The organism is Psychrobacillus sp. NPDC096426, from assembly GCF_044762745.1.
In the GTDB taxonomy this organism is placed as follows: Bacteria; Bacillota; Bacilli; order Bacillales_A; family Planococcaceae; genus Psychrobacillus.
Genome location: NZ_JBIWEX010000011.1, coordinates 1 through 20,979, shown reverse-complemented (window position 1 = coordinate 20,979; position 20,979 = coordinate 1). Strand labels below are relative to the sequence as shown.

Below are 20,979 nucleotides of genomic sequence, written 5' to 3'. Positions count from 1 at the left end.
AAGTGGTACGGATAATTCTTAATAAGGAGGGGACATTATGCATAAGGGAAAAGGTATGAAATTTGTTGGAGATTCACGTGTAACAGATCCTTCTATACGCCCAAAGAAAACTCCGAAAGACTATTCTGAGTATCCAGGTAAAACAGAAGCTTTCTGGCCTGACTTTTTACTGAAAGAATGGTTAGTCGGTGCTGTTTTCTTAGTAGGTTATCTAGTATTAACTGTTGCACATCCGTCTCCACTGGAACGTCCAGCTGATCCATCGGACACAGGCTATATTCCAGTTCCAGACTGGTATTTCTTATTTTTATACCAGTTATTAAAATATGAGTTTGCTTCAGGTCCTTTTAACATAATCGGGGCAATCATCATGCCAGGTTTAGCTTTCGGAGCACTTTTATTAGTTCCATTCTTAGATACAAGCAAAGAAAGAAGTCCATGGAAACGTCCGTTACCAACAGGATTTATGCTTCTAGCGCTTGCTGCAATGATTTTCTTAACTTGGGAATCTGTTGTTAACCATGACTGGAAAGCTGCTGCAGAATACGGTAAAATTAAAGAAGAAGTTTCAGTAGAATTTGATGAAACTTCGGAAGGTTACCAGCTGTATCAAGCGTCATCTTGTATCGGTTGTCATGGTAATGCATTTGAAGGCGGTTTAGGTCTACCTCTAGTAGGTGTAGATTTAACTGCTGATGAAATCGTTACAATCGCACATGAAGGTCGTGGTGGTATGCCAGGTGGTACATACCAAGGAACGGAAGAAGAGCTTCATAAACTAGCAGAGTTTATTACAACGCTACAACCAACGGAAAAATAATTCACAAACCTAGATATAAATAAAAGTAAAGAGAGTCGGGAAACTGACTCTCTTTTTTTTAAAGGAAAGAAAGTATAAACTTTTTTACTAAGTATCGATCCAGCTCCAGCGCCTTGTACCTGCGCACTGCTCGTCGCAAACGAAGGCGCTTGAGCCCATTCTTATTTACCTACGAAGGAGCGTTTCTATGAAAGAGATGAAAACGTATGTGAAGTTAGTGCTCTTTAATAAGTCGTTTATGTGGTTATTGTTTATCGTGAATTTAGTAGGGACGATATACGGATACTATTGGTATGAAAGCCAACTTTCTAATACGGAACCTAAATTTCTACTGTTTGTTCCGGATAGCCCAACAGCAAGTTTGTTTTTTACGATTGCATTACTTGGGTGGCTATGGAAGAAAAATTGGAAGTTAATCGAGGCACTTGCGCTCATTACGTTAGTCAAGTATGGTGTCTGGGCAGTAGTCATGAACATTTGGACTTATGTGGAAAATGATTATCTTGGATGGATGGGTTGGATGCTCGTTGCATCACATTTTGCGATGGCGTTACAAGCTGTTCTGTATATTCCTAATTACAAGTTTAAATTTGTACATATTTTTATCGCATCAGTTTGGACATTGCATAATGATGTGATTGACTATGTATTTGGTCAAATGCCTGTTTATAGCAGTCTGGATAAATATGCGGCTCAAATTGGCTACTTTACATTTTGGTTATCGATTGCATGTATTAGTATAGCATTGATAGTATATCAAAAAAGGTCAAATCGAATTAGTTGATTGCAAGTCGTTTACCCATTAGAATAAAAGTATAGATTAGAAAGGGGGAAATGTTTGATGGTTTCTTATATCATCTATTTTGCGATAATTTTGTTATTGCCGTTATATGCACAAATGAAAGTAAAAAGCACATATAAAAAATATTCAAAAGTACGCTCAACTTCAGGTATGACTGGTGCACAAGTAGCAAGAACTATTTTAGATGCAAATGGATTATATGAAGTAAAAGTAGTTGAAAGTAGTGGTTTTTTAAGCGATCATTACAACCCAATGACTAAAATTGTTGCATTGTCTTCACATAACTATCATGAGGCTTCCGTTGCAGGATCCGCTATTGCAGCACATGAGGTAGGACATGCAATTCAACATAAAGAAGCGTATTCCTTTTTAACATTACGCCATAAGCTAGTACCTATTGCGAATATTTCGTCTAACGCATCATGGATCTTTGTCATGATTGGTATATTTGCTTATATGACTCAAATGTTACTATTAGGTATTGCGTTACTTGCAGTTGGTGTCGTGTTCCAAATCGTTACCCTTCCTGTAGAATTTAACGCTTCAAGCCGTGCCATGAACCAAATGGTTTCGTTAGGCATTATTCGTAACGAAGAGGAGCGTCATGCGAAGAAAGTATTGAGCGCTGCCGCTTTAACATATGTTGCAGCTACTGCAGTCGCAGTTCTCGAGTTATTACGTTTAGTATTAATCTACACAGGTATGACTAGTAGAGACGAATAAAATAAGACATGCAAAAAAGGATTGTCCAATCTCTATGACATAGGACAATCCTTTTTATAATGCACTTTTCTTATTGTAAGCACATATTTTTTACCGTTTAATCAATTGGTTTTTTCTCGTCGTCGAGTGTGAATCCTTCGCCCATTACATCATTCGTTTCCGTGACCGATACAAAAGCATGCGGATCAACCGCTGTAATAATCGATTTGAGACGAACTATTTCATTTTTAGCAATAACACAATATAAAATTTCGCGTTCCTTCTTCGTATAATGACCATAACCTTTTAATACAGTCACTCCACGGTCCATTTCGTTCGTTATACGGTTTGCAATGGCGTCTTGATGTTCAGAGATGATAAATGCTCCACGCGCCGCATAACCACCTTCCTGTACAAAATCGATTACACGTGCTCCGACAAAAACTGCCACTAGTGTATACATCACCGACCGAATATCTAAAAATGTGAGCCAGGAAAGTAAAATGACACACGCATCGAACATGAACATCGTTTTCCCCATACTCCAGCCAAGATACTTTTGTCCAAGTCTTGCGATAATATCCACACCACCCGTAGTCCCGCCGAACCTGAAAATAATACCTAATCCGACTCCGACAAAAACCCCTGCAAATAAAGAAACAAGAAACATATCATCCTGTAATCCGATTTGTATTTCATAAAGATGAAAGATTTTCAAAAACACAGAAACGGAAACTGTACCGATTATTGTATACATAAATACCTTTCTACCTAATAGCTTCCATCCAATAATGAACATCGGAATATTTAATAGAAGATTCATTAATGCTACATCCCATTTAAAAACGAAATATAATATTAACGTAATTCCTGCAAAACCGCCTTCACCAAGCTCATTTTGCATATTAAAATGAACAAACCCGAAACTATAAATAGCGGATCCTATTACGATCATGATGATATTTTTAATTTTTAAGCCAAGCCCCATTGTTCCACCTCTTTTTATAGTTCATACTAAAGTTATTATCTTTTATTTGATTGCTTTTGACAACTGGTGTCTAAATTTATTACGATGAAGAGAGGAGAGTGAGAAACATGTCGAAAAATAAAACATTATTTGAACTACAACAAGAAGTAGACTCTTACATAAAACAATATAAAGAAGGATACTTTCCTCCGATGGAAATGTTAGCAAGACTAACAGAAGAACTAGGAGAACTTTCACGAGAGGTTCAACATAAGTATGGCATGAAGAAAAAGAAGCATACAGAAGTAGAAAAAGAACTGGCGGAGGAAATGGGAGATTTCTTTTTTGTATTGATATGTATGGCAAACGCAGAAGGTATTGATTTACAAACCGCTTTGCAGAATGTTTTACATAAATTCAATACACGTGATAAAGATCGATGGACAAAGAAGGAGGACTAACTTTGGTTATTAAAGTAGTGATAGCAGGACCAAGAGGTAGAATGGGGAAAGAAGCGGTTGCAACAATCGTTAAGAATGAGGAATTTCTTTTAGTAGGATTGCTAGATAATAAAAAAGAGGAAGAGTATTCAGGTGATAATATTCCAATTTTCACGTCACTAGAGGAACTGATTGAACAAACCGAGCCGGATGTTTTAGTGGATTTAACTATACCTACAGCGGTTTTTGGGCATGCTATGACAGCTTTAGAATATGGTGTAAGGCCAGTTATTGGTACTACAGGCTTTACTGATTTACAATTAGACGAGATACGTAGCAAAGTAGAAGAAAAACAGGTTGGTTGTATTATCGCTCCGAATTTCTCGATCGGAGCAGTTCTTATGATGAAATTTGCGCAAACGGCAGCAAAATATTTGCCAGATGTTGAAATAATTGAAATGCACCATGATCGAAAAGTTGATGCTCCGTCAGGAACGGCGATTAAAACCGCGCAAATGATCCAAGATACTAGGAATCCATTTGAACAAGGACATCCAGAGGAAGAAGAAATATTTGCTGGTGCAAGAGGAGCCAATATTGAAGGAATGCATATTCATAGCGTCCGTTTGCCAGGTTTAGTAGCGCATCAACAAGTATTACTGGGTGGGGAGGGACAACTCCTCACACTTCGCCACGACTCGTTTAATCGTACTTCGTTCATGTCTGGTATCGTTTTGTCGATTCAAGAAATAATGAAACGAAATACACTTATATACGGCTTAGAAGAAATTATTTTATAGGAGTGACGTGACAGCATGAGAATTGCATTAGTAGCACATGACAAGAAAAAAGAAGATTTAGTCCAATTTGTAACTGCCTATAAATCAATTTTAGGCGAACATGAATTATTTGCGACAGGTACGACGGGCACGCGCATTATAAATGAGGTTGGACTATCGGTATTTAGATATAAATCAGGTCCACTAGGCGGGGACCAACAAATTGGGTCGGCAATCGCAAATAATGAAATGGACATGGTTATCTTTTTCCGCGATCCATTAACAGCACAACCTCATGAACCGGATGTGTCTGCACTCATTCGTCTTTGCGATGTATACCAAATCCCACTTGCAACGAATATGGGAACAGCAGAGATTTTATTAAAAGGTATTGAAAAAGGATTTTTAGATTGGCGTTTATTGGAAGAAAGACGCGCTCGTTAGGAAGTGATTGTATGCGTAAATTAAAAATTGGGATTACATGCTATCCATCTGTTGGTGGATCGGGTGTAATTGCCACGGAACTTGGTAAAATGCTTGCTGAAAAAGGACATGAAATACATTTCATCACTTCCAGTATGCCATTTCGATTAAACAAAATGTATCCATCCATTACATTTCATCAAGTGGAAGTAAATAGTTATTCTGTTTTTCAATATGCGCCGTATGATATTGCTTTAGCAAATAAAATGGCAGAAGTGATTATAGACGAAGAATTAGACGTACTGCATGTGCATTATGCAATGCCACATGCAGTGTGTGCAATTCTAGCGAAAGATATGGCAAAATCGGATATTGGCATTGTGACGACATTGCACGGAACAGATATTACCGTATTAGGGGATGATTCTTCTCTTTCCGGAGCAATCCGATATGGTATTGAACAATCCGATGTTGTTACAGCCGTTTCGCATTCATTGGTAAATCAAACAATGGAATTAATAGCGCCACAACAAGAAATAGAAACAATTTACAACTTTGTAGATGAACAAGAATATTACAAAAAAGATGCAGGTAATTTGAAAGAATTATTAGGGATTGCGCCAAATGAAAAAGTAGTAATTCATGTTTCTAATTTTAGGAAAGTGAAGCGTGTTCCTGATATAGTGAAAAGTTTTGAACTAATCCGTAAAGAGGTACCCGCAAAGCTTCTTTTAGTTGGAGATGGTCCTGAAAAACATCCAGTAATGGAATATGTTAAAGGAACGTCTTTTGAACGAGATGTTTTATTTCTTGGGAAACAAGAAAATTTGTCCGAGCTATATTCCATTTCCGATTTAATGCTTCTACTTTCACAAAAAGAATCGTTCGGTTTAGTATTATTAGAAGCAATGGCTTGTGAAGTACCATGTATAGGTACAAATGTTGGTGGTATTCCTGAAGTGATCATGCACGGAGAAAATGGCTATTTAGTAGAGCTTGGAGATATTGAAAAAGTAGGGGAATACGGGATTCAATTATTACAAGATCCCACTTTACATAAACAAATGGTCGAAACTTCATTAAAGTTCATTGAAGAACGATTTAGTTCGAAAAAAATTGTAGAACAGTACGAAGCGATGTACGAAAGAGTGGCGAAGAAATAAAATGATGAAAACTCGGTGGCCAGAAGCTTATAAAGTAATCGAAACACTTGAAAATGCTGGTTTTGAAGCATATGTTGTCGGAGGTGCAGTCCGTGATTTCATAAGGAATGTGGATGCAAATGATATAGATGTGACAACGAATGCCACACCGAATGAGGTCAAACAGTTATTTCCTCACACAATTGACGTAGGAATCGAACATGGTACCGTGCTTGTTGTATTAAAAGAGTCGATTGAAGTGACGACATTTCGTACTGAAGCCACATACACCGATTATAGAAGACCGGACGCTGTTACATTTGTTCGAACACTTCACGAAGATTTACAAAGACGAGATTTCACGATGAATGCAATGGCATTATCTAAGTCGGATGAGCTCATCGATTATTTTGGTGGCAGGGAAGACATCGAAAATAACATTATAAGAGCCGTTGGGGATCCAACTAAACGTTTTTCTGAGGATGCACTTCGTATGCTTCGAGCTATTCGATTTTCCGCACAGCTGAACTATTCTCTGCACTCGGATACAATGGAAGCCATTCAATCGCTTCATCCTTTGATTGCTCATGTTTCCTTAGAACGAGTTAAAGTAGAGTTGGAGAAAATTTGGATAAGTGATTTTGTGGGAAATGGCATGAATTTATTTGTTTCCAGTCAGTTATCAGACAGTTTTCGAGGTGATTGGAAAACGTATTACCATAGTTGGGAACGTTTTTCTAGCTTCGGAAATGCAGCAAACGGATGGGCATATTTTGCACTTATGCAACCGCCTAGTGAACTAGGGACTTACCTTTCCCTTTATAAATGTTCGAACGCCGAAAAAGCACATGTGAAACATGTTTTAGCTGCAGTGGAGCAGCTAGAAAAAGGGTATTGGAGTCCTTATAACTTTTTTCAATTTAACGAGGATGTGTTAATAGCAGCCGCAAGTTATGCAAAACAACTGATGAACATGGAAGTAGCATATACAGTTGAACAAATACAGCAGATAAAAGCTGCACTTCCTATTTCATCCGTCAAAGAAATAGTCGTAAACGGCAATGATTTAATGGAGTGGACACAGAAAAAAAGAGGCCCATGGATTAGAGAAGTTCTTGAAAAATTAATCATCTCTATTGTAAATGGTGAATTGACCAATGATAGAAAACAGATAAAAGAATGGTTTTTTCGCCAGCAAAATTAATACCCTTAATTACGGATGTGATTAGGGGAGTAATAGATAAGCTAATTTGTAAAAGTATGGAGAATTTGAAAAATACAATTAGATAAAGGAATGGTTTTTTCGTGAATATGTCAGTAAAAGAAAAGATACTTTCCCAACTTATTAGTGCAAATGGTGAACCAATTTCAGGTCAAAAATTGGCCGATGAATTGAATATTTCACGAACAATGATTTGGAAACACTTAAAAAGCATAGAAGAAGACGGGTATGTTATTGAGGCAATTAAGAAAAAAGGCTATATTTTGCAATCCATTCCGGATATTGTGTCACAAGAACGAATTACATCTTATTTAGAAACGAAGTCTATTGGAAGAAATATAGTCTATTATCCGGTTTGTGAATCGACGCAAACGATTGCAACCGAAAAAGCAAGTGAACATGCATCTCATGGAACGGTCGTCATTACAGAACAGCAAACAGCTGGTCGTGGAAGGCTGGAACGACCGTGGGATTCTTCGGCAAATAAAGGAATTTGGATGAGCGTCATCATTCGCCCAGAAATAAGTCCTCAGTATGCGGCACAATTTACACTCGTTTCTGCAGTTGCGATTACACGTGCAATTGAAGATTTGACCAATTGTTCGCCAGCAATCAAATGGCCAAATGATTTATTAATCAATGGCAAAAAAGTAACAGGCATTTTGACCGAACTTCAAGCAGATATGGACCGTGTACAAGCGATTATTATCGGCATTGGTGTAAACGTCAATCAAGATGTAGATGAATTTGATGAGTCGATTCAATCGATTGCCACTTCGTTGAAAATGGAATCCGGACAAGAAGTAGACCGTGCAGAACTCGTAGCAAAAATATTATACTATCTAGAAAAATACGCAGATATATATGTTGAAAATGGCTTTGAACCGATTAAATTACTTTGGGAAAGTTATAATTGTACGATTGGAAAACGCATTCGTGCAAACATGCTACGCGAAACATTAGAAGGTGTCGCACTGGGTATTACGAATGATGGCGTGCTAGAGCTTAAACTGGATAATGGCGAAATCCGAGGTATTTATTCGGCGGATATCCATTTGATGAATAAATAAATAATCCAAGCTCCCGAGAATATGATTTCGGGAGCTTTTTTGTATTTTGTGGAGTGATCTGCTGCATCTATATTGCGAGTCCTATTAAAATTCGCTAAAATTACGGAACATTATAAAGAATTGAATAAAACAAACAATAAAGAGGAATCATTGATGTCATTCTCGAAATAAGAAACTGTGACTATTAACTAGAGACTTAGGAGTAGATAAAAAGTGAAAATCCTCATATTAGGAGCAACCGGCTACTTAGGTTCAACTCTATTTGATTTGGCTTCAAGAAAAGAAAATGTGGTAGTATACGGTACCTCGCGTTATCCAAATGAAAATGTAAATATTATTCAAGTAGATGTAACAGATAAACTATCAATAGAAAATGTTATCTCGCAACTTGAGCCTGAAATAATAATTTGGTCTATTATGGATGGGGAAAAAGAGAACTTGCTTACAGATTTAGGTCTTACAAATTTATTGACAATTATCCAAAAGGAAACCAGGCTTATTTTCCTATCAACGGATGCCCTATTTGTAGATGGTACTGGGGGCTTTGTAGAATCAGACAAGACAGGCTCACTTCCTAGTGATGCACCTTTGTCAACTTATGTTAATGCTAAAATGAAGGCTGAAAATATAATTAGAAGTTGCCATATAAATCATGTCATACTCCGGACAGGCCCACTTTATGGTGAGAACTTCAATCAAAACATTGAACAGCGAACTAAAAGGATTCTCAAACAAATCAAAGAAGGTCAACCAACAAAAGCTGCTTCCAATTTATATAAAACCTTTGTGCACGTTGTTGATTTATCAAATGCGGTACTTGAAGTGGCAATGAAAGAATTTACTGGCATGTTACATGTGGGACCTATGCAAAAAGAAAGCTATTATTCCTTTTATCAAAAGCGATTGACGCAACTTGGGTATGATCGAAGTGCTGTACATCCGTATTTAATTGAAGAAGGGCACGCACGACATTTACCATTGGATACTTCTCTTAATACAAAAAAAGCGAAAGATTTACTTAAAACTCATTTCCGTGCTGTTGTGAAATAAGAGCAATGATTTAGAAGAATATTAAATAATCTTTGAGAATGGAGCGATTGTCATGAATAGGCTCATAATTATGACTGTCGGTTTAACCCATAGTGGAAAAACTACATTTGCAAAAGCTTTAGAAAAAGAGTTACCTAACTCAGTGGTGATCGATCAAGATATACATGCTGAATTCCTTCATACATACTACGAATCATTACTACCAAAAGAAGGAAGCAATATAATAAAGTACGCTCTCACGCAAACCATTGTAAATTATGCAGTGAATGATACTAGTTGCCATCTCATTCTTTGCAATGCAAATCGCAATCTCAAAGCTCGTTTGAAACTGCTTGATCATTTTCGGAACAATGGATTCACATCCATCCTAGTGTATTTTGATCTTCCAGAATCAGTGCTTAATGAGCGGATTGTGAAAAGTCAGCGTAGTACAGCGATATTAAGAACTGCTTCAACTTTTGAAGAAGTGTTGTCACGACAGCAAGAAGAGACAAATAATAGCGATGTGATTGAACCAAGAGAAGGCGAGGCAGAGCATTTATTTGTCATCAAAAGACCAGATGAGATTCAGTCTATTATTCAAAAAATTGTTCAAATTGTTTAGTATAGAAGGCAAGGGATATTTACAAAGAGGTGGATTATGAAAAAGATAGCTTTAATTGGTTCAGGAGGGTCTGGAAAGTCCACTCTTGCTAGAAAACTAGGGGAAAAGTTGAACATAGAGGTTTATCATTTGGATGCATTGTTTTGGAAACCAAATTGGGTGATGACATCAAAAGAGGAACAAAGAAAAGTGCAGAATGAATTAGTTACACAAGAAGAATGGATTATTGATGGAAATTATAACGGTACATTGGATATAAGATTAAATGCTGCAGACACTATTATTTTTGTAGATATTAGTCGAATAATATGCATCTATCGTGTTTTTAAACGAATGGTTCGTTACCAAGGTAAATCAAGACCAGATATGGCTGTAGGTATGAAAGAAAGGTTAGATATTAGCTTTCTGAAATGGGTTTGGGATTATCCGAAAACAAAGAAACCTATTGTTTTAAAGAAGCTTGAGCAATTGCCTAAAAATAAGAAAATCATTGTTTTAAAATCTCCAAGAGAAGTACGTCTTTTTTTAGAAAAAGAAGGCTAATGTTCATTGGACAAACAGTACAAGCATCCATGAGGTAGGTGTCGTTGGGGTATAAAAGTTCAACCCGTTAAGTAAAATCATTTGGACGCCAAAGCAAATTTCTGTTATTCTGTAAGCGAAGGGCAGTATCGTTTGGCGAACTGCACCAGTAGTAAATAGCACAAGTAATTGAATAGTCTGCCTTGATCTACGATGACAGGGACGGAGAAAACCTTTGATTTTACATTTTCTGCCCTTCTGTCCACTTTTGGAACAGAGGGCTTTTTAGTTGGTTTTCTCTCCACTTAAAAGAGGAGGAATTTAATTGAAAACGACGAGTAATTTTGTAGAAATGAAGAAAAAAGAAGAGAAGATTACGATGATGACAGCGTATGACCACCCGACTGCCAAATTTGCGGAAGAAGCGGGAATCGACATGATTTTAGTAGGAGATTCTGTTGGAATGGTTGTGCTAGGATATGATTCTACTGTACTTGTTACGATGGATGATATGATTCATCACGGAAAAGCAACAAGAAGAGGCGCACCGAATACATTTCTAGTCGTGGATATGCCATTTGGTACGTATCACGGATCACTAGATCAGTCACTTGCAAATGCCGTGAAAATTATGCAACAAACTGGTGCTCAAGCAGTAAAAGTCGAAGGTGCAGATGATGTTCTGCTAGTTATTGAGAAGTTGACATCAGCAGGAATCCCGGTTGTGGCGCATCTAGGCTTAACACCACAGTCTGCAGGTGTGCTTGGAGGATATAAAGTACAAGGAAAGACCGCAGAAGCAGCAGAGAAATTAATCGAAGATGCGAAAAAATGTGAACTAGCAGGAGCTTGTGCAGTCGTATTGGAATGTATTCCGCATCAATTAACCGAAAAAATTTCAGAAGTTCTAATTATTCCGACAATTGGTATCGGAGCAGGGGCTACAGCTGACGGTCAAGTATTAGTATTCCACGATTTAGTGAAATACGGCACGCATCATATTCCGAAATTTGTAAAGGAATATGCCAATGTTGGCGAGCCTATTGCAGCAGGTATCAGGCAATATGTGGAAGAAGTCAAAAGTGGAGTTTTTCCAGCCTTAGAGCATTCATTTACAATGAAAGAAGAGCAACTAAACCAATTGTACGGAGGCACTACTCATGCAAACAGTTCAAACAATAGATGAGCTAAAACATATACTCAAAGCAAATAAAAATAAAACAATCGGTCTTGTCCCAACGATGGGATATTTACATGAAGGCCATCAAGCATTGTTAAATAGAGCAAGAAAAGAAAATGACTTCGTCGTTGCGAGCATTTTCGTCAATCCTGCACAATTTGGACCAAATGAAGATTTAGATCGATATCCACGAGACATCGAGCGCGATTTGAAAATTGCTACAGAAGCTGGTGTGGATCTTATATTTAATCCTACGCCAGAAGAAATGTATCCATTTGAAAGTGGGATTACGATACAAGTAGGAAATCTTTCTACCAAACTATGTGGAGAAAGTAGACCAGGGCATTTCGATGGTGTATTAAAAGTTATCACAAAATTATTTAACCTTGTACAACCAACAAATGCGTATTTTGGTCAAAAAGATGCACAGCAATTAGCCATTATTGAAACATTTGTACATGCTTATAATTTCCCGGTACAAATTGTTCGTGTCCAAACAGTTCGTGAAGCAGACGGCCTTGCAAAAAGTTCTCGTAATGTGTTTTTAAGTGAATCGGAAAGAGCAGAGGCTATTCATTTACACAAAGCTCTTACACTAGCAACAGAGCAATGGAAGCAAACGAAAAATGTGGATGAAGCCATCGCAGTAGGTAAAGCACATATTGAAGAACATACAGCTGGTAAAATAGATTATTTTGAAGTCGTAACATACCCGCTATTGCAACCAGTTTCCGAGCATGCGAGCCAGCTTTTATTTGCAACAGCCGTATTTTTTGAAAAAGCACGTTTAATCGATAATATTCTTGTAGATGTAAAGGGAGTGTAAGTGATGTTACGAATGATGTTAAATAGTAAAATTCACCGTGCGACCGTAATGGAAGCGGATCTAAATTATGTTGGAAGTATTACGATTGACCAAAATATTTTAGATGCGGTAGGCATGCTGCCAAATGAAAAAGTGCATATTGTGAACAATAATAACGGAGCACGTTTTGAAACGTATATTATTGCTGGAGAAAGAGGCAGCGGGGTAATCTGTGTAAACGGAGCAGCCGCTCGTCTTGTACAACGCGGAGATATTGTCATTATTTTATCGTATGCATATGTGATGAACGAAGAAGCCGCAGGACATCAACCAACTGTAGCAATTATGAATGCAGATAACACAATTAATCAAATAATTCATTATGAACCAGAAGCTACTGTTTTGTAATATAGGAAAATAAAAGAATAGATACTCTTCTATTTATTATGTAAGCTCCCGAAGACGCAATTTCGGGAGCTCTTTTGTTTTTGCAAGGGAAGTTTCTTGTTTATTTTTCCGCCTTGTGCTCTAATCAATGGAAATTTCTCACTAATTTGGTGTCTGCAGTTTTCAGAGATTTAAATTTATCAAATCCACTACGCAATATTTATAAAACCTACCCAAATTTTATGAGTTGGTTGCTTTCACCGGCAATTTGGTTGCTCTATTGCTAATTTAGTTGCTTTTCGAATAGAACTGATTGCTTTCCATAACTGATTGATTGCTCTTACCCATTTACTGGATACCAATGCATCGAAATACTACAGCGTATTTAGTCCATTCAACTGTTTATTGAATTTCACTTTCAGGAATTACTACATATGATTGAACTTAAAACAGTGCCGCTGATTAGCTAGCAAGTTTTATGGATTGGAGCGGAAGGGGGGTACTCCGCGGGCGGACGCGTCCGCCCTGCAGTGGAAATCCTAACGGAAACTTCATTAGGAAGCAGTATTCCTATAACGTACATAAACTTAAGTCAATCCCTATAAAGAAATATTCTAGAATATGCAACTTTTCTTTTTGCATATTTTTCGTTTCTAATTCCCGAATGTGGTACAATTTTTTTAGAACATTATGGATAGCGAGTTGAGGAATAATGGAAAATCATAAATATGCAGTTGTTGATATTGAAACAACAGGCCATTCATCGGCGAGTGGTGACCGTATTATTCAACTTGCAATTGTATTTATTGAAAATAGTAAAATAGTGGATACATTTACAACCTTTATCAATCCCGAAAAATCAATCCCTTTCTTTATTCAAGATTTAACGAAAATTACGGACAAAGATGTACAGCATGCACCATTGTTCGAAGTAATAGGATCGAAAGTGTTAGACCTACTGCAAGACCATATTTTTGTTGCACATAATATTCACTTCGATCTTCCATTTTTGCAAAAAGAATTGCAACGAGTCGGCTTGCCAAAACTTGTATGTAAAACAATGGATACGGTAGAATTTACAAAGCTTATGTTCCCGAATCTGTTTAGTTATAAATTACAAGATATTGCAACCGAATTACATATCCCACTAGAGGTAGCCCATCGTGCAGACGATGATGCGTTAGCTACTGGATACTTATTATTAAAATGCATTGAACGATTAGAAAGTTTACCTTTAAAAACTATTGAGTTATTACATAAAAGATCCTTTCAATTAAAATCGAATTTATCGATATTATTTTTTGATGTATTAGCGGAAAAAAGAAAACAATATGATGCAGCTAAGTATCCTATGTACCGGGGAATTCCATTAAAAGAAGTGGAAAAAGAGCATGCTGCAAGTCACATTTTTTCAATTTCTTATCCAAATACAAAAGAATTAAAAACGACTCTTTTTCTAAAAGGACTTCCCCATTTTGAAGAAAGACAAGGGCAGTTTGCGTTTATGGACGAAATTCAATACGCTTTAGAAAAACGGTCCGAAACGGTTTGTGAAGCAGAGACTGGAATTGGTAAAACATTAGGCTATTTATTACCTGCCACGATTTACGGGCTTACTCAACAAAAACCGGTCATTATTAGTACATATACAACCCATTTAATCGATCAATTAGTATTAGAAGAAATACCGAAACTAACAACTATTCTAAGCATTCCTATACGTGTTGCCAAACTAAAAGGAATGCAACATTATATTGATTTGTATCGTTTTTGGCAGCATGTACAGTTAGACGATGAATCGTACGACGAAACATTTACGATTATGCAAATATTAGTTTGGCTCACAATAACTGATGAAGGGGATTTGACAGAGTTAAATGTTTCTGGTGGCGGGCAATTATTCGTAGATAAAATTAGAAAAACATCATTTTCAAAAGCTGTGGAAGAGCGGGAAATAGATTTTTATGAAAGAGCGCTGCGCAAAAGCGAAAAATGCGATATTTTAGTGACGAATCATGCGATGATTATGGCAGAACGCGACCGGGATAAAAAATTATTATCACATGGTTGTGCAATGATTATAGACGAGGCACATCAAGTCATTCATGCAAGTATGTCTCGTAAAGAACGCATATTCTCTTATACGACCTGGAAGTATGTCCTAGGCCAATTTGGTACACTAGATACGGATCACTTGCTCGGTAACCTTGCATTGCTACATATTCCGTTAGCGCTACGAATTCGATTGGAAAAACAATTCGTAGAAGTTGTCGAGTCATTTGACCAAGCTATTTCTATTATTATTCGATCGGTACCTACTATAAAAGGGCATTCCAAAACGACGAAAAGAATGTCAGCATTAGAAGATTTAGATTTGCAAGCTTCCATTTTCCTTATAGTTGCTAGTTCGCTGCAAACATTTATTTTATCTGCCAAATCTATTATCACCGCTTATGGTAACAGTAAGCTAGACGATCAAGCTAATGTATTATTGAACGAATGGGAATATTGGATTAGAGAACTTGAGATTAAAGTAAGTGAATGGGATGAAATTTTCTTGCAGGATGAGGCAGTGGAGGCTAAATGGCTAGAAATGGATACGAGAAGTATTCCGGGAAGTTTAACCATTATTAAACGATCGCTTAACTATCAAAAAGATATTAAAGAGGCGTTAGATCCATTGAGGGAATCTGGAGCAGTAATCTGGACTTCTGGTACGCTCACAGTGCCTTCTAACCGTCATTTTATCACGTCTCAATTAGGGTTAAGCACGAATGTCCCGATTCACCAATATAGAGCAGCTTCCGATTATTATAATGGAGCGGAGCTATTAATCATGGAGGATATGCCAGATATTAAACAAGTATCTCAAAGTGATTATATTGAAGCTGTAGCAGAAGCAATAGTTCAAACCGTTCTCGTAACAGAAGGTAGATGCTTCGTTTTATTTACATCGCAAGATATGCTAAGAAAAACAGTAGAAATCATACAAGACACGAATTTACTCGAAGACTATATGTTATTTGCTCAAGGAATGACCTCGGGTAGCAGAATGCGTATTTTGAAATCATTTCAACGCTTTTCAAAATCTGTTCTATTTGGGACAAATAGCTTTTGGGAAGGTGTAGACGTACCAGGGGATGCACTGTCTGTTATTATTATGGTACGTTTGCCGTTTTCTTCTCCAGATGATCCTTTGTATAAAAAACGAGCAGAATTATTGAGTGTAAACGGTCAAAATCCGTTTACCGCGTATTCCCTTCCAGAAGCTGTATTGCGATTTAGACAAGGGTTCGGTCGTTTAATACGATCATCGAATGATAAAGGAGTTTTTATCGTATTGGATAGACGAATTGAAACAAAATCTTATGGGAGTGATTTTTTACAGGCAATTCCTAATATTCCTATTAAGAAAGTGACCCTAGAAAATATGGTCTTGGAGCTTGAAAATTGGTATACTAATGAAGGATGAGTTTTAGAAAGCGGGTAGAAATATGGAAAACAAAATAGAAGTGTTATCCACTGTCACAGTCAATTATCAATCTGACTTATATAAACTAGTGGATGCATTGAATCGAACATTAAAACAGCAAGATTTGATGTTTGGCTTAGCACTGGATAAAGATGATCAAGAAAAAGCTGTCTTTACAATTTATAGGACGTAACGTATGGTACTTAAAAGATGGCTCCTGTTTATCGTTATTTTTGCAATTAGCTTAACAGTGATTCTTAGTTTACTTATTTATTTCCAAGCAAAAAAACCATTTACAGAAGCGAATGAAAACGCGGAAATCTATGTAACGCAAAACCATTTACTCGCTCAAGTAGACGACTCTTATGTATATAATAGTACGAGTACTTTTCATACCGTTATCGGCAAAACAGCAAAGGGACAAGAAAAAGCATTTTTCGTCCCAGTGAAAAAAAACGATGACGCCATTATGGAAGTGAACTTAAAAGACGGCATTTCGAAAGAGAAGGCAATTGAACTTGCAATGAGTAATGAAAAGAATGGTAAATTATTGCATGCAAAGCTCGGCGTTGAAGAAGTTGGTCCTGTTTGGGAAGTAACCTATGTAAACGAAAAAAACAATCTCAATTATGTCTATCTTTTATTTGATAACGGGGATTGGTGGAAGAAAATTTCGAATTTATAACTAAACTTTTGTTCTTATGGAGGAAACTATGAAAAAAATAATGATTAATGAAATGGCAAACCATGTAGGCGAAACTGTAAAACTTGGTGCGTGGCTTGCAAACAAACGTTCAAGTGGTAAAATCGCATTTTTACAATTACGTGATGGTTCTGGTTTCGTACAAGGTGTAGTAGTAAAAGAAGAAGTTGGAGAAGAAATTTTCCAAACAGCTAAAGGGTTAACACAAGAAACTTCTATGTATGTAATTGGGGAAGTAACAAAAGATGAAAGATCTGCATTTGGATATGAATTACAAGTAAAAGAAATTGAAGTTATCCAAGCTGCTGTTGATTTCCCAATTACACCAAAAGAACATGGAACTGAATTTTTAATGGACAACCGTCATTTATGGTTACGTTCAAGAAAACAACATGCAGTGATGAAAATCCGCAACGAAATAATTCGTGCAACGTATGAGTTTTTTAATAATAATGGTTACGTCAAAGCGGATCCACCTATTTTAACAGGGTCATCACCAGAAGGAACGTCTGAATTATTCCATACGAAATATTTTGACGAAGATGCATATCTTTCTCAATCTGGCCAATTATATTTAGAAGCTTCAGCAATGGCACTTGGAAAAGTATTTTCTTTCGGACCAACTTTCCGTGCAGAAAAATCCAAAACACGTCGTCATTTAATCGAGTTCTGGATGATTGAACAGGAAATGGCTTTTTGTGAACTGGAAGAAAACTTAGAAATACAAGAACAATATGTAGCATTTATCGCCCAAGCTGTTTTGAAAAACTGTACATTAGAGTTAGAACGTCTTGGTCGCGATTTATCGAAATTGGAAAATATTCAAGCGCCGTTCCCTCGTATTACTTATGATGATGCCATCAAGTTATTACATGAAAAAGGATTTGATGATATCGAGTGGGGAGATGATTTCGGTGCTCCGCATGAAACAGCTATTGCTGAAAGTTTTGATAAACCAGTATTCATCACGCATTATCCAGTAGGCATTAAACCATTCTATATGCAACCACATCCAACACGAGATGATGTTGTATTATGTGCCGATTTAATCGCACCAGAAGGATATGGTGAAATTATCGGTGGTTCCGAGCGTATTTGGGACTATGATCTTCTAAAACAACGTATACAAGAACATGGTTTAGATGAAGCTGCCTATGCTTGGTATTTAGAGCTTCGCAAGCAAGGTTCAGTACCGCATTCTGGTTTTGGCCTTGGATTAGAACGAACAGTTGCTTGGCTAAGTGGAGTAGAACATATCCGTGAAACGATTCCATTCCCACGTCTGTTAAACCGTTTATATCCGTAATAAGTTATATATACATTGGAATATAGAAATAAGGAGACGATGAGTATGCAAAAGCGAGATCGACTCCGTATTTGGACTGAGCAGGGAAATGTAACCATTTCCCAGCTTTTTTTTAGTCATTATAAAGCGATTAATGTGAAAGATGAGGAAGCGATTCTTTTATTGCATTTAATCGCTTATGGAGAAGCGGGAAATCATTTTCCAACGCCACAAAACTTGGTAGATCGTACGCATTTCAATGAACATAAAGTAGTCACTATCTTACAGCGCCTCGTTCAAAAAGGGCTTGTCCAAATTGATCAGCATATGGATGCGGATGGCGTTCATTATGAGTACTATGCTTTCCATCATTTATGGGAGCTTTTACTAGATCATGTGGAACAAGAAGAAAATCATTTTGAAGACGTACAAGAAAAAGAAGAAGAAGGCGAAATTTATAAACTGTTTGAACAAGAATTTGGAAGGCTATTATCACCGATGGAATACGAAACAATTGGTATGTGGTTTGATCAGGATAAACACTCCGCTGCGTTAATTCGACTAGCATTAAAAGAAGCAGTGTTATCGCAAAAACTTAGCTTGCGTTATATAGATCGTATTTTATTTGAATGGAAAAAGAAAAATATTAAAACCGTAGAAGCAGCAGAAAATCAGACAGCTCAATTTAGACAGCAAATTCCAGTTCAAAAACAAGCGGAACAACCATCACCAAGTTCAGCTAAAGTATCTTTTTATAACTGGTTAGAAGAGAGAGAGTAGGTGGAAGAGTTTTGCTTTCAAAAGTACAATGGCAATATTGCCTAGATGAGATGGAGCGAATGTTCCCAAATGCCCATTGTGAACTCGTTCATAAAAATCCGTTTGAGTTACTAGTTGCAACATTACTGTCTGCTCAGTGTACCGATGTACTAGTGAACAAAGTAACAAAAGACTTATTTCAAAAATACACAAAGCCCGAAGATTACGTAGCAGTACCCATAGAAGAATTACAGAATGATATCCGTTCGATTGGATTATATCGCAATAAAGCCAAAAACATTCAAGCATTAAGTCAACAGCTGATCGACTTATACAATGGAGAAGTACCGGCAGATCGAGACTTGCTTACGACTTTTCCAGGTGTCGGACGTAAAACGGCCAATGTCGTCGTATCTGTTGCGTTTGATATTCCCGCCATTGCAGTGGATACACATGTAGAACGGGTGACGAAACGATTAGGGCTATGCAGATGGAAAGATTCTGTACTTCAAGTGGAAGAAACAATTATGAAAAAAACGCCAATCGAATTATGGTCCAAAACGCATCACCAACTTATTTTCTTTGGTCGCTATCACTGTAAAGCACAAAACCCTAATTGTCCTGAATGCCCTTTATTATCTGTATGTAGAGAAGGTGCCAAAAGGATGAAAAAGATTGTCAATGCTTAATACTATCGAATTTGAGAAGTGGGATGATTTGCGGCCACAATTAGCGATGCTTTTTAAAGAAAAAGATATTACTAGAGTGGAGCTAATGGAGCAAGGAATTCAGCTACTAGAAGATATGGTAGGGAAAGCAGGGGATCTAACTCCTATTAACTTTTCAGAACGATTTACGTTTATTCGAAACAATAAACATAATTATACCGCCTTCAAGCAATTGGACGAACTTTTCAAAGAAACGAAAAAGAAATTTGCAGGTATGCGAGCGCGAGAAAATTCCTAATAAAATAGAAAAGAGGCTGGGACAGAAGTAGCCTCAATCAATGAAAAAAGTGAAATCGCGTGCGATTTCACTTTTTTCATTTTATTTTAAGATTATACGGACAAGAGCTTATACTCTTGCCGCATATTTTCGAATATTCACGGCCATTAATGCGAGGCCGATTTCGTGTTCGACCTTAGATTTACCACGAACAGAAAATCGCGTAAAACCTAAATTAGCCTTCAAGAATCCAAAAACTGGTTCCACGTCTATCTTACGTTGACGGTAAATGGCACCTGTTTTTTCTTCTGAAAGCTGTGTTCGTACATATTCTTTTTGTTGTTCCCATTTCTTATTGACCATGAGTTTACGGTTCGTACCTTCTTGCGCCTTTGTACATAACGTTCGCAGTGGACAACCTGTACAGTCTTCACATTCATACATTTTGAATTGGCGTTGGAATCCTGTTTTATCGGTACGTGTGGCGTTGTATTGGAATGTCAGCTGCTTTTCATTTGGGCAAGTATAGCTGTCCTTTTCCTCATCATATGCCCAGTTACTTGTTTTGAACGGATCGTTTTTATACTTCTTCTTTTGTTCGTTCAAATAATGGTTGTACGTAATGAGTGGTGTGCGTTTGCGCTTCGTTAAGATATCATCGTAATTTTGTTCACTGCCGTAGCCCGCATCCGCAACGATATGTTCTGGTAATTCAAAGTACTGTTCTTCTATTTGATCTAGGAATGGAATGAGTGTTTTCGTATCCGTTGGATTGGCAAATACACCGTAAGCCAACGTGTATTGCCCTTCGGTCGCCACTTGTACGTTATAGCCCGCTTTTAATTGCCCGTTTTGCATATAGTCGTCTTTCATGCGCATAAATGTCGAATCTTGGTCTGT

General features: G+C 37.2%; 24 protein-coding genes. 22 read left to right on the top strand and 2 right to left on the bottom strand.

Annotation, left to right across the window (positions count from 1 at the left end; translation table 11 throughout):
• Positions 1–37 precede the first annotated feature (37 nt).
• The 3 genes from ACIQYS_RS10905 (at position 38) to ACIQYS_RS10895 (ending at position 2,345) form a co-directional block, all read left to right on the top strand.
• Complete coding sequence (locus tag ACIQYS_RS10905) at positions 38–820, top strand: menaquinol-cytochrome c reductase cytochrome b/c subunit (protein ID WP_402979093.1); 783 nt, start codon at positions 38–40, stop codon at positions 818–820.
• A 187-nt stretch (positions 821–1,007) separates the two neighbouring features.
• Positions 1,008–1,604 carry a lipoprotein heptaprenylglyceryl N-acetyltransferase LhaT gene (gene lhaT / locus ACIQYS_RS10900; RefSeq protein ID WP_402979090.1) on the top strand — a complete coding sequence of 199 codons (597 nt, stop codon included), beginning with the start codon at positions 1,008–1,010 and terminating at the stop codon, positions 1,602–1,604.
• A gap of 57 nt (positions 1,605–1,661) precedes the next feature.
• Complete coding sequence (locus tag ACIQYS_RS10895) at positions 1,662–2,345, top strand: zinc metallopeptidase (protein ID WP_402979087.1); 684 nt, start codon at positions 1,662–1,664, stop codon at positions 2,343–2,345.
• A gap of 97 nt (positions 2,346–2,442) precedes the next feature.
• Here the strand turns inward: ACIQYS_RS10895 and ACIQYS_RS10890 are convergent, their stop codons facing one another.
• Positions 2,443–3,312, bottom strand: coding sequence for a YitT family protein (locus ACIQYS_RS10890; protein ID WP_402979084.1), 870 nt, complete (start codon positions 3,310–3,312; stop codon positions 2,443–2,445).
• Between the two features lie 107 nt (positions 3,313–3,419).
• On the opposite strand from ACIQYS_RS10890, the gene ACIQYS_RS10885 reads away from it, so the two are divergent.
• The 19 genes from ACIQYS_RS10885 to ACIQYS_RS10795 all read left to right on the top strand — a co-directional run bounded on the left by ACIQYS_RS10885 (position 3,420) and on the right by ACIQYS_RS10795 (position 20,100).
• Entirely contained in the window at positions 3,420–3,752 is a 333-nt protein-coding gene (locus ACIQYS_RS10885) for a nucleotide pyrophosphohydrolase (protein ID WP_402979081.1), read from the top strand.
• A 2-nt stretch (positions 3,753–3,754) separates the two neighbouring features.
• A complete protein-coding gene (gene dapB / locus ACIQYS_RS10880) occupies positions 3,755–4,531 on the top strand; it encodes a 4-hydroxy-tetrahydrodipicolinate reductase (RefSeq protein ID WP_402979078.1) in 777 nt (258 codons plus the stop codon).
• A gap of 15 nt (positions 4,532–4,546) precedes the next feature.
• Positions 4,547–4,954, top strand: coding sequence for a methylglyoxal synthase (gene mgsA, locus ACIQYS_RS10875; protein ID WP_402979074.1), 408 nt, complete (start codon positions 4,547–4,549; stop codon positions 4,952–4,954).
• An 11-nt stretch (positions 4,955–4,965) separates the two neighbouring features.
• The gene (gene bshA, locus ACIQYS_RS10870) at positions 4,966–6,096 is read left to right on the top strand and encodes an N-acetyl-alpha-D-glucosaminyl L-malate synthase BshA (protein WP_402979071.1); all 1,131 of its coding nucleotides are present in this window, start codon (positions 4,966–4,968) and stop codon (positions 6,094–6,096) included.
• A gap of 1 nt (position 6,097) precedes the next feature.
• Positions 6,098–7,279 (top strand): CCA tRNA nucleotidyltransferase, encoded by a 1,182-nt coding sequence (locus tag ACIQYS_RS10865; protein WP_402979068.1) that lies wholly within the window; start codon positions 6,098–6,100, stop codon positions 7,277–7,279.
• Between the two features lie 101 nt (positions 7,280–7,380).
• Positions 7,381–8,367, top strand: coding sequence for a biotin--[acetyl-CoA-carboxylase] ligase (locus tag ACIQYS_RS10860; protein WP_402979065.1), 987 nt, complete (start codon positions 7,381–7,383; stop codon positions 8,365–8,367).
• Positions 8,368–8,580: 213 nt separating this feature from the next.
• Positions 8,581–9,417, top strand: coding sequence for a sugar nucleotide-binding protein (locus tag ACIQYS_RS10855; RefSeq protein WP_402979062.1), 837 nt, complete (start codon positions 8,581–8,583; stop codon positions 9,415–9,417).
• A 52-nt stretch (positions 9,418–9,469) separates the two neighbouring features.
• The gene (locus ACIQYS_RS10850; RefSeq protein WP_402979059.1) at positions 9,470–10,021 is read left to right on the top strand and encodes an ATP-binding protein; all 552 of its coding nucleotides are present in this window, start codon (positions 9,470–9,472) and stop codon (positions 10,019–10,021) included.
• Between the two features lie 36 nt (positions 10,022–10,057).
• Positions 10,058–10,564, top strand: a complete 507-nt coding sequence (locus ACIQYS_RS10845; RefSeq protein WP_402979056.1) for a DNA topology modulation protein — start codon at positions 10,058–10,060, stop codon at positions 10,562–10,564.
• 304 nt (positions 10,565–10,868) lie between these two features.
• Positions 10,869–11,729, top strand: coding sequence for a 3-methyl-2-oxobutanoate hydroxymethyltransferase (panB, locus tag ACIQYS_RS10840; protein WP_402979053.1), 861 nt, complete (start codon positions 10,869–10,871; stop codon positions 11,727–11,729).
• Positions 11,704–12,549, top strand: coding sequence for a pantoate--beta-alanine ligase (panC, locus tag ACIQYS_RS10835; protein ID WP_402979050.1), 846 nt, complete (start codon positions 11,704–11,706; stop codon positions 12,547–12,549). The genes panB and panC overlap by 26 nt, the downstream gene beginning before the upstream one ends.
• A 3-nt stretch (positions 12,550–12,552) precedes the next feature.
• The gene (gene panD / locus ACIQYS_RS10830) at positions 12,553–12,936 is read left to right on the top strand and encodes an aspartate 1-decarboxylase (RefSeq protein WP_402979047.1); all 384 of its coding nucleotides are present in this window, start codon (positions 12,553–12,555) and stop codon (positions 12,934–12,936) included.
• A gap of 691 nt (positions 12,937–13,627) precedes the next feature.
• A complete protein-coding gene (dinG, locus tag ACIQYS_RS10825) occupies positions 13,628–16,387 on the top strand; it encodes an ATP-dependent DNA helicase DinG (protein WP_402979044.1) in 2,760 nt (919 codons plus the stop codon).
• Positions 16,388–16,409: 22 nt separating this feature from the next.
• Entirely contained in the window at positions 16,410–16,580 is a 171-nt protein-coding gene (locus ACIQYS_RS10820; protein WP_402979041.1) for a YpmA family protein, read from the top strand.
• Between the two features lie 3 nt (positions 16,581–16,583).
• Positions 16,584–17,072, top strand: coding sequence for a cell wall elongation regulator TseB-like domain-containing protein (locus tag ACIQYS_RS10815; RefSeq protein WP_402979038.1), 489 nt, complete (start codon positions 16,584–16,586; stop codon positions 17,070–17,072).
• 28 nt (positions 17,073–17,100) lie between these two features.
• Entirely contained in the window at positions 17,101–18,396 is a 1,296-nt protein-coding gene (asnS, locus tag ACIQYS_RS10810; RefSeq protein WP_402979035.1) for an asparagine--tRNA ligase, read from the top strand.
• Positions 18,397–18,441: 45 nt separating this feature from the next.
• Positions 18,442–19,155, top strand: coding sequence for a DnaD domain-containing protein (locus ACIQYS_RS10805; RefSeq protein ID WP_402979032.1), 714 nt, complete (start codon positions 18,442–18,444; stop codon positions 19,153–19,155).
• A gap of 11 nt (positions 19,156–19,166) precedes the next feature.
• On the top strand, positions 19,167–19,823 hold the full coding sequence (gene nth / locus ACIQYS_RS10800; RefSeq protein WP_402979029.1) for an endonuclease III: 657 nt from the start codon (positions 19,167–19,169) through the stop codon (positions 19,821–19,823).
• Complete coding sequence (locus ACIQYS_RS10795) at positions 19,816–20,100, top strand: YpoC family protein (protein ID WP_402979443.1); 285 nt, start codon at positions 19,816–19,818, stop codon at positions 20,098–20,100. Before nth ends, ACIQYS_RS10795 begins: the two co-directional genes overlap by 8 nt.
• Before the next feature lie 108 nt (positions 20,101–20,208).
• On the opposite strand, the gene ACIQYS_RS10790 is transcribed toward ACIQYS_RS10795, so the two are convergent.
• Positions 20,209–20,979, bottom strand: a 771-nt coding sequence (locus ACIQYS_RS10790) for a transposase (RefSeq protein ID WP_402979026.1), incomplete at its 5' end; no start/stop codon positions are given.

What these genes read in the sequence shown, in the direction of transcription:
- asnS (WP_402979035.1), top strand. Translation starts at nt 17,101, where the DNA reads ATGAAAAAAATAATGATTAATGAAATGGCAAACCATGTAGGCGAAACT.
- ACIQYS_RS10820 (WP_402979041.1), top strand. Translation starts at nt 16,410, where the DNA reads ATGGAAAACAAAATAGAAGTGTTATCCACTGTCACAGTCAATTATCAA.
- mgsA (WP_402979074.1), top strand. Translation starts at nt 4,547, where the DNA reads ATGAGAATTGCATTAGTAGCACATGACAAGAAAAAAGAAGATTTAGTC.
- ACIQYS_RS10845 (WP_402979056.1), top strand. Translation starts at nt 10,058, where the DNA reads ATGAAAAAGATAGCTTTAATTGGTTCAGGAGGGTCTGGAAAGTCCACT.
- panC (WP_402979050.1), top strand. Translation starts at nt 11,704, where the DNA reads ATGCAAACAGTTCAAACAATAGATGAGCTAAAACATATACTCAAAGCA.
- ACIQYS_RS10885 (WP_402979081.1), top strand. Translation starts at nt 3,420, where the DNA reads ATGTCGAAAAATAAAACATTATTTGAACTACAACAAGAAGTAGACTCT.
- ACIQYS_RS10805 (WP_402979032.1), top strand. Translation starts at nt 18,442, where the DNA reads ATGCAAAAGCGAGATCGACTCCGTATTTGGACTGAGCAGGGAAATGTA.
- lhaT (WP_402979090.1), top strand. Translation starts at nt 1,008, where the DNA reads ATGAAAGAGATGAAAACGTATGTGAAGTTAGTGCTCTTTAATAAGTCG.
- dinG (WP_402979044.1), top strand. Translation starts at nt 13,628, where the DNA reads ATGGAAAATCATAAATATGCAGTTGTTGATATTGAAACAACAGGCCAT.
- ACIQYS_RS10795 (WP_402979443.1), top strand. Translation starts at nt 19,816, where the DNA reads ATGCTTAATACTATCGAATTTGAGAAGTGGGATGATTTGCGGCCACAA.
- ACIQYS_RS10815 (WP_402979038.1), top strand. Translation starts at nt 16,584, where the DNA reads ATGGTACTTAAAAGATGGCTCCTGTTTATCGTTATTTTTGCAATTAGC.
- bshA (WP_402979071.1), top strand. Translation starts at nt 4,966, where the DNA reads ATGCGTAAATTAAAAATTGGGATTACATGCTATCCATCTGTTGGTGGA.
- ACIQYS_RS10905 (WP_402979093.1), top strand. Translation starts at nt 38, where the DNA reads ATGCATAAGGGAAAAGGTATGAAATTTGTTGGAGATTCACGTGTAACA.
- ACIQYS_RS10890 (WP_402979084.1), bottom strand. Translation starts at nt 3,312, where the DNA reads ATGGGGCTTGGCTTAAAAATTAAAAATATCATCATGATCGTAATAGGA.
- ACIQYS_RS10865 (WP_402979068.1), top strand. Translation starts at nt 6,098, where the DNA reads ATGATGAAAACTCGGTGGCCAGAAGCTTATAAAGTAATCGAAACACTT.
- ACIQYS_RS10850 (WP_402979059.1), top strand. Translation starts at nt 9,470, where the DNA reads ATGAATAGGCTCATAATTATGACTGTCGGTTTAACCCATAGTGGAAAA.
- panD (WP_402979047.1), top strand. Translation starts at nt 12,553, where the DNA reads ATGTTACGAATGATGTTAAATAGTAAAATTCACCGTGCGACCGTAATG.
- ACIQYS_RS10895 (WP_402979087.1), top strand. Translation starts at nt 1,662, where the DNA reads ATGGTTTCTTATATCATCTATTTTGCGATAATTTTGTTATTGCCGTTA.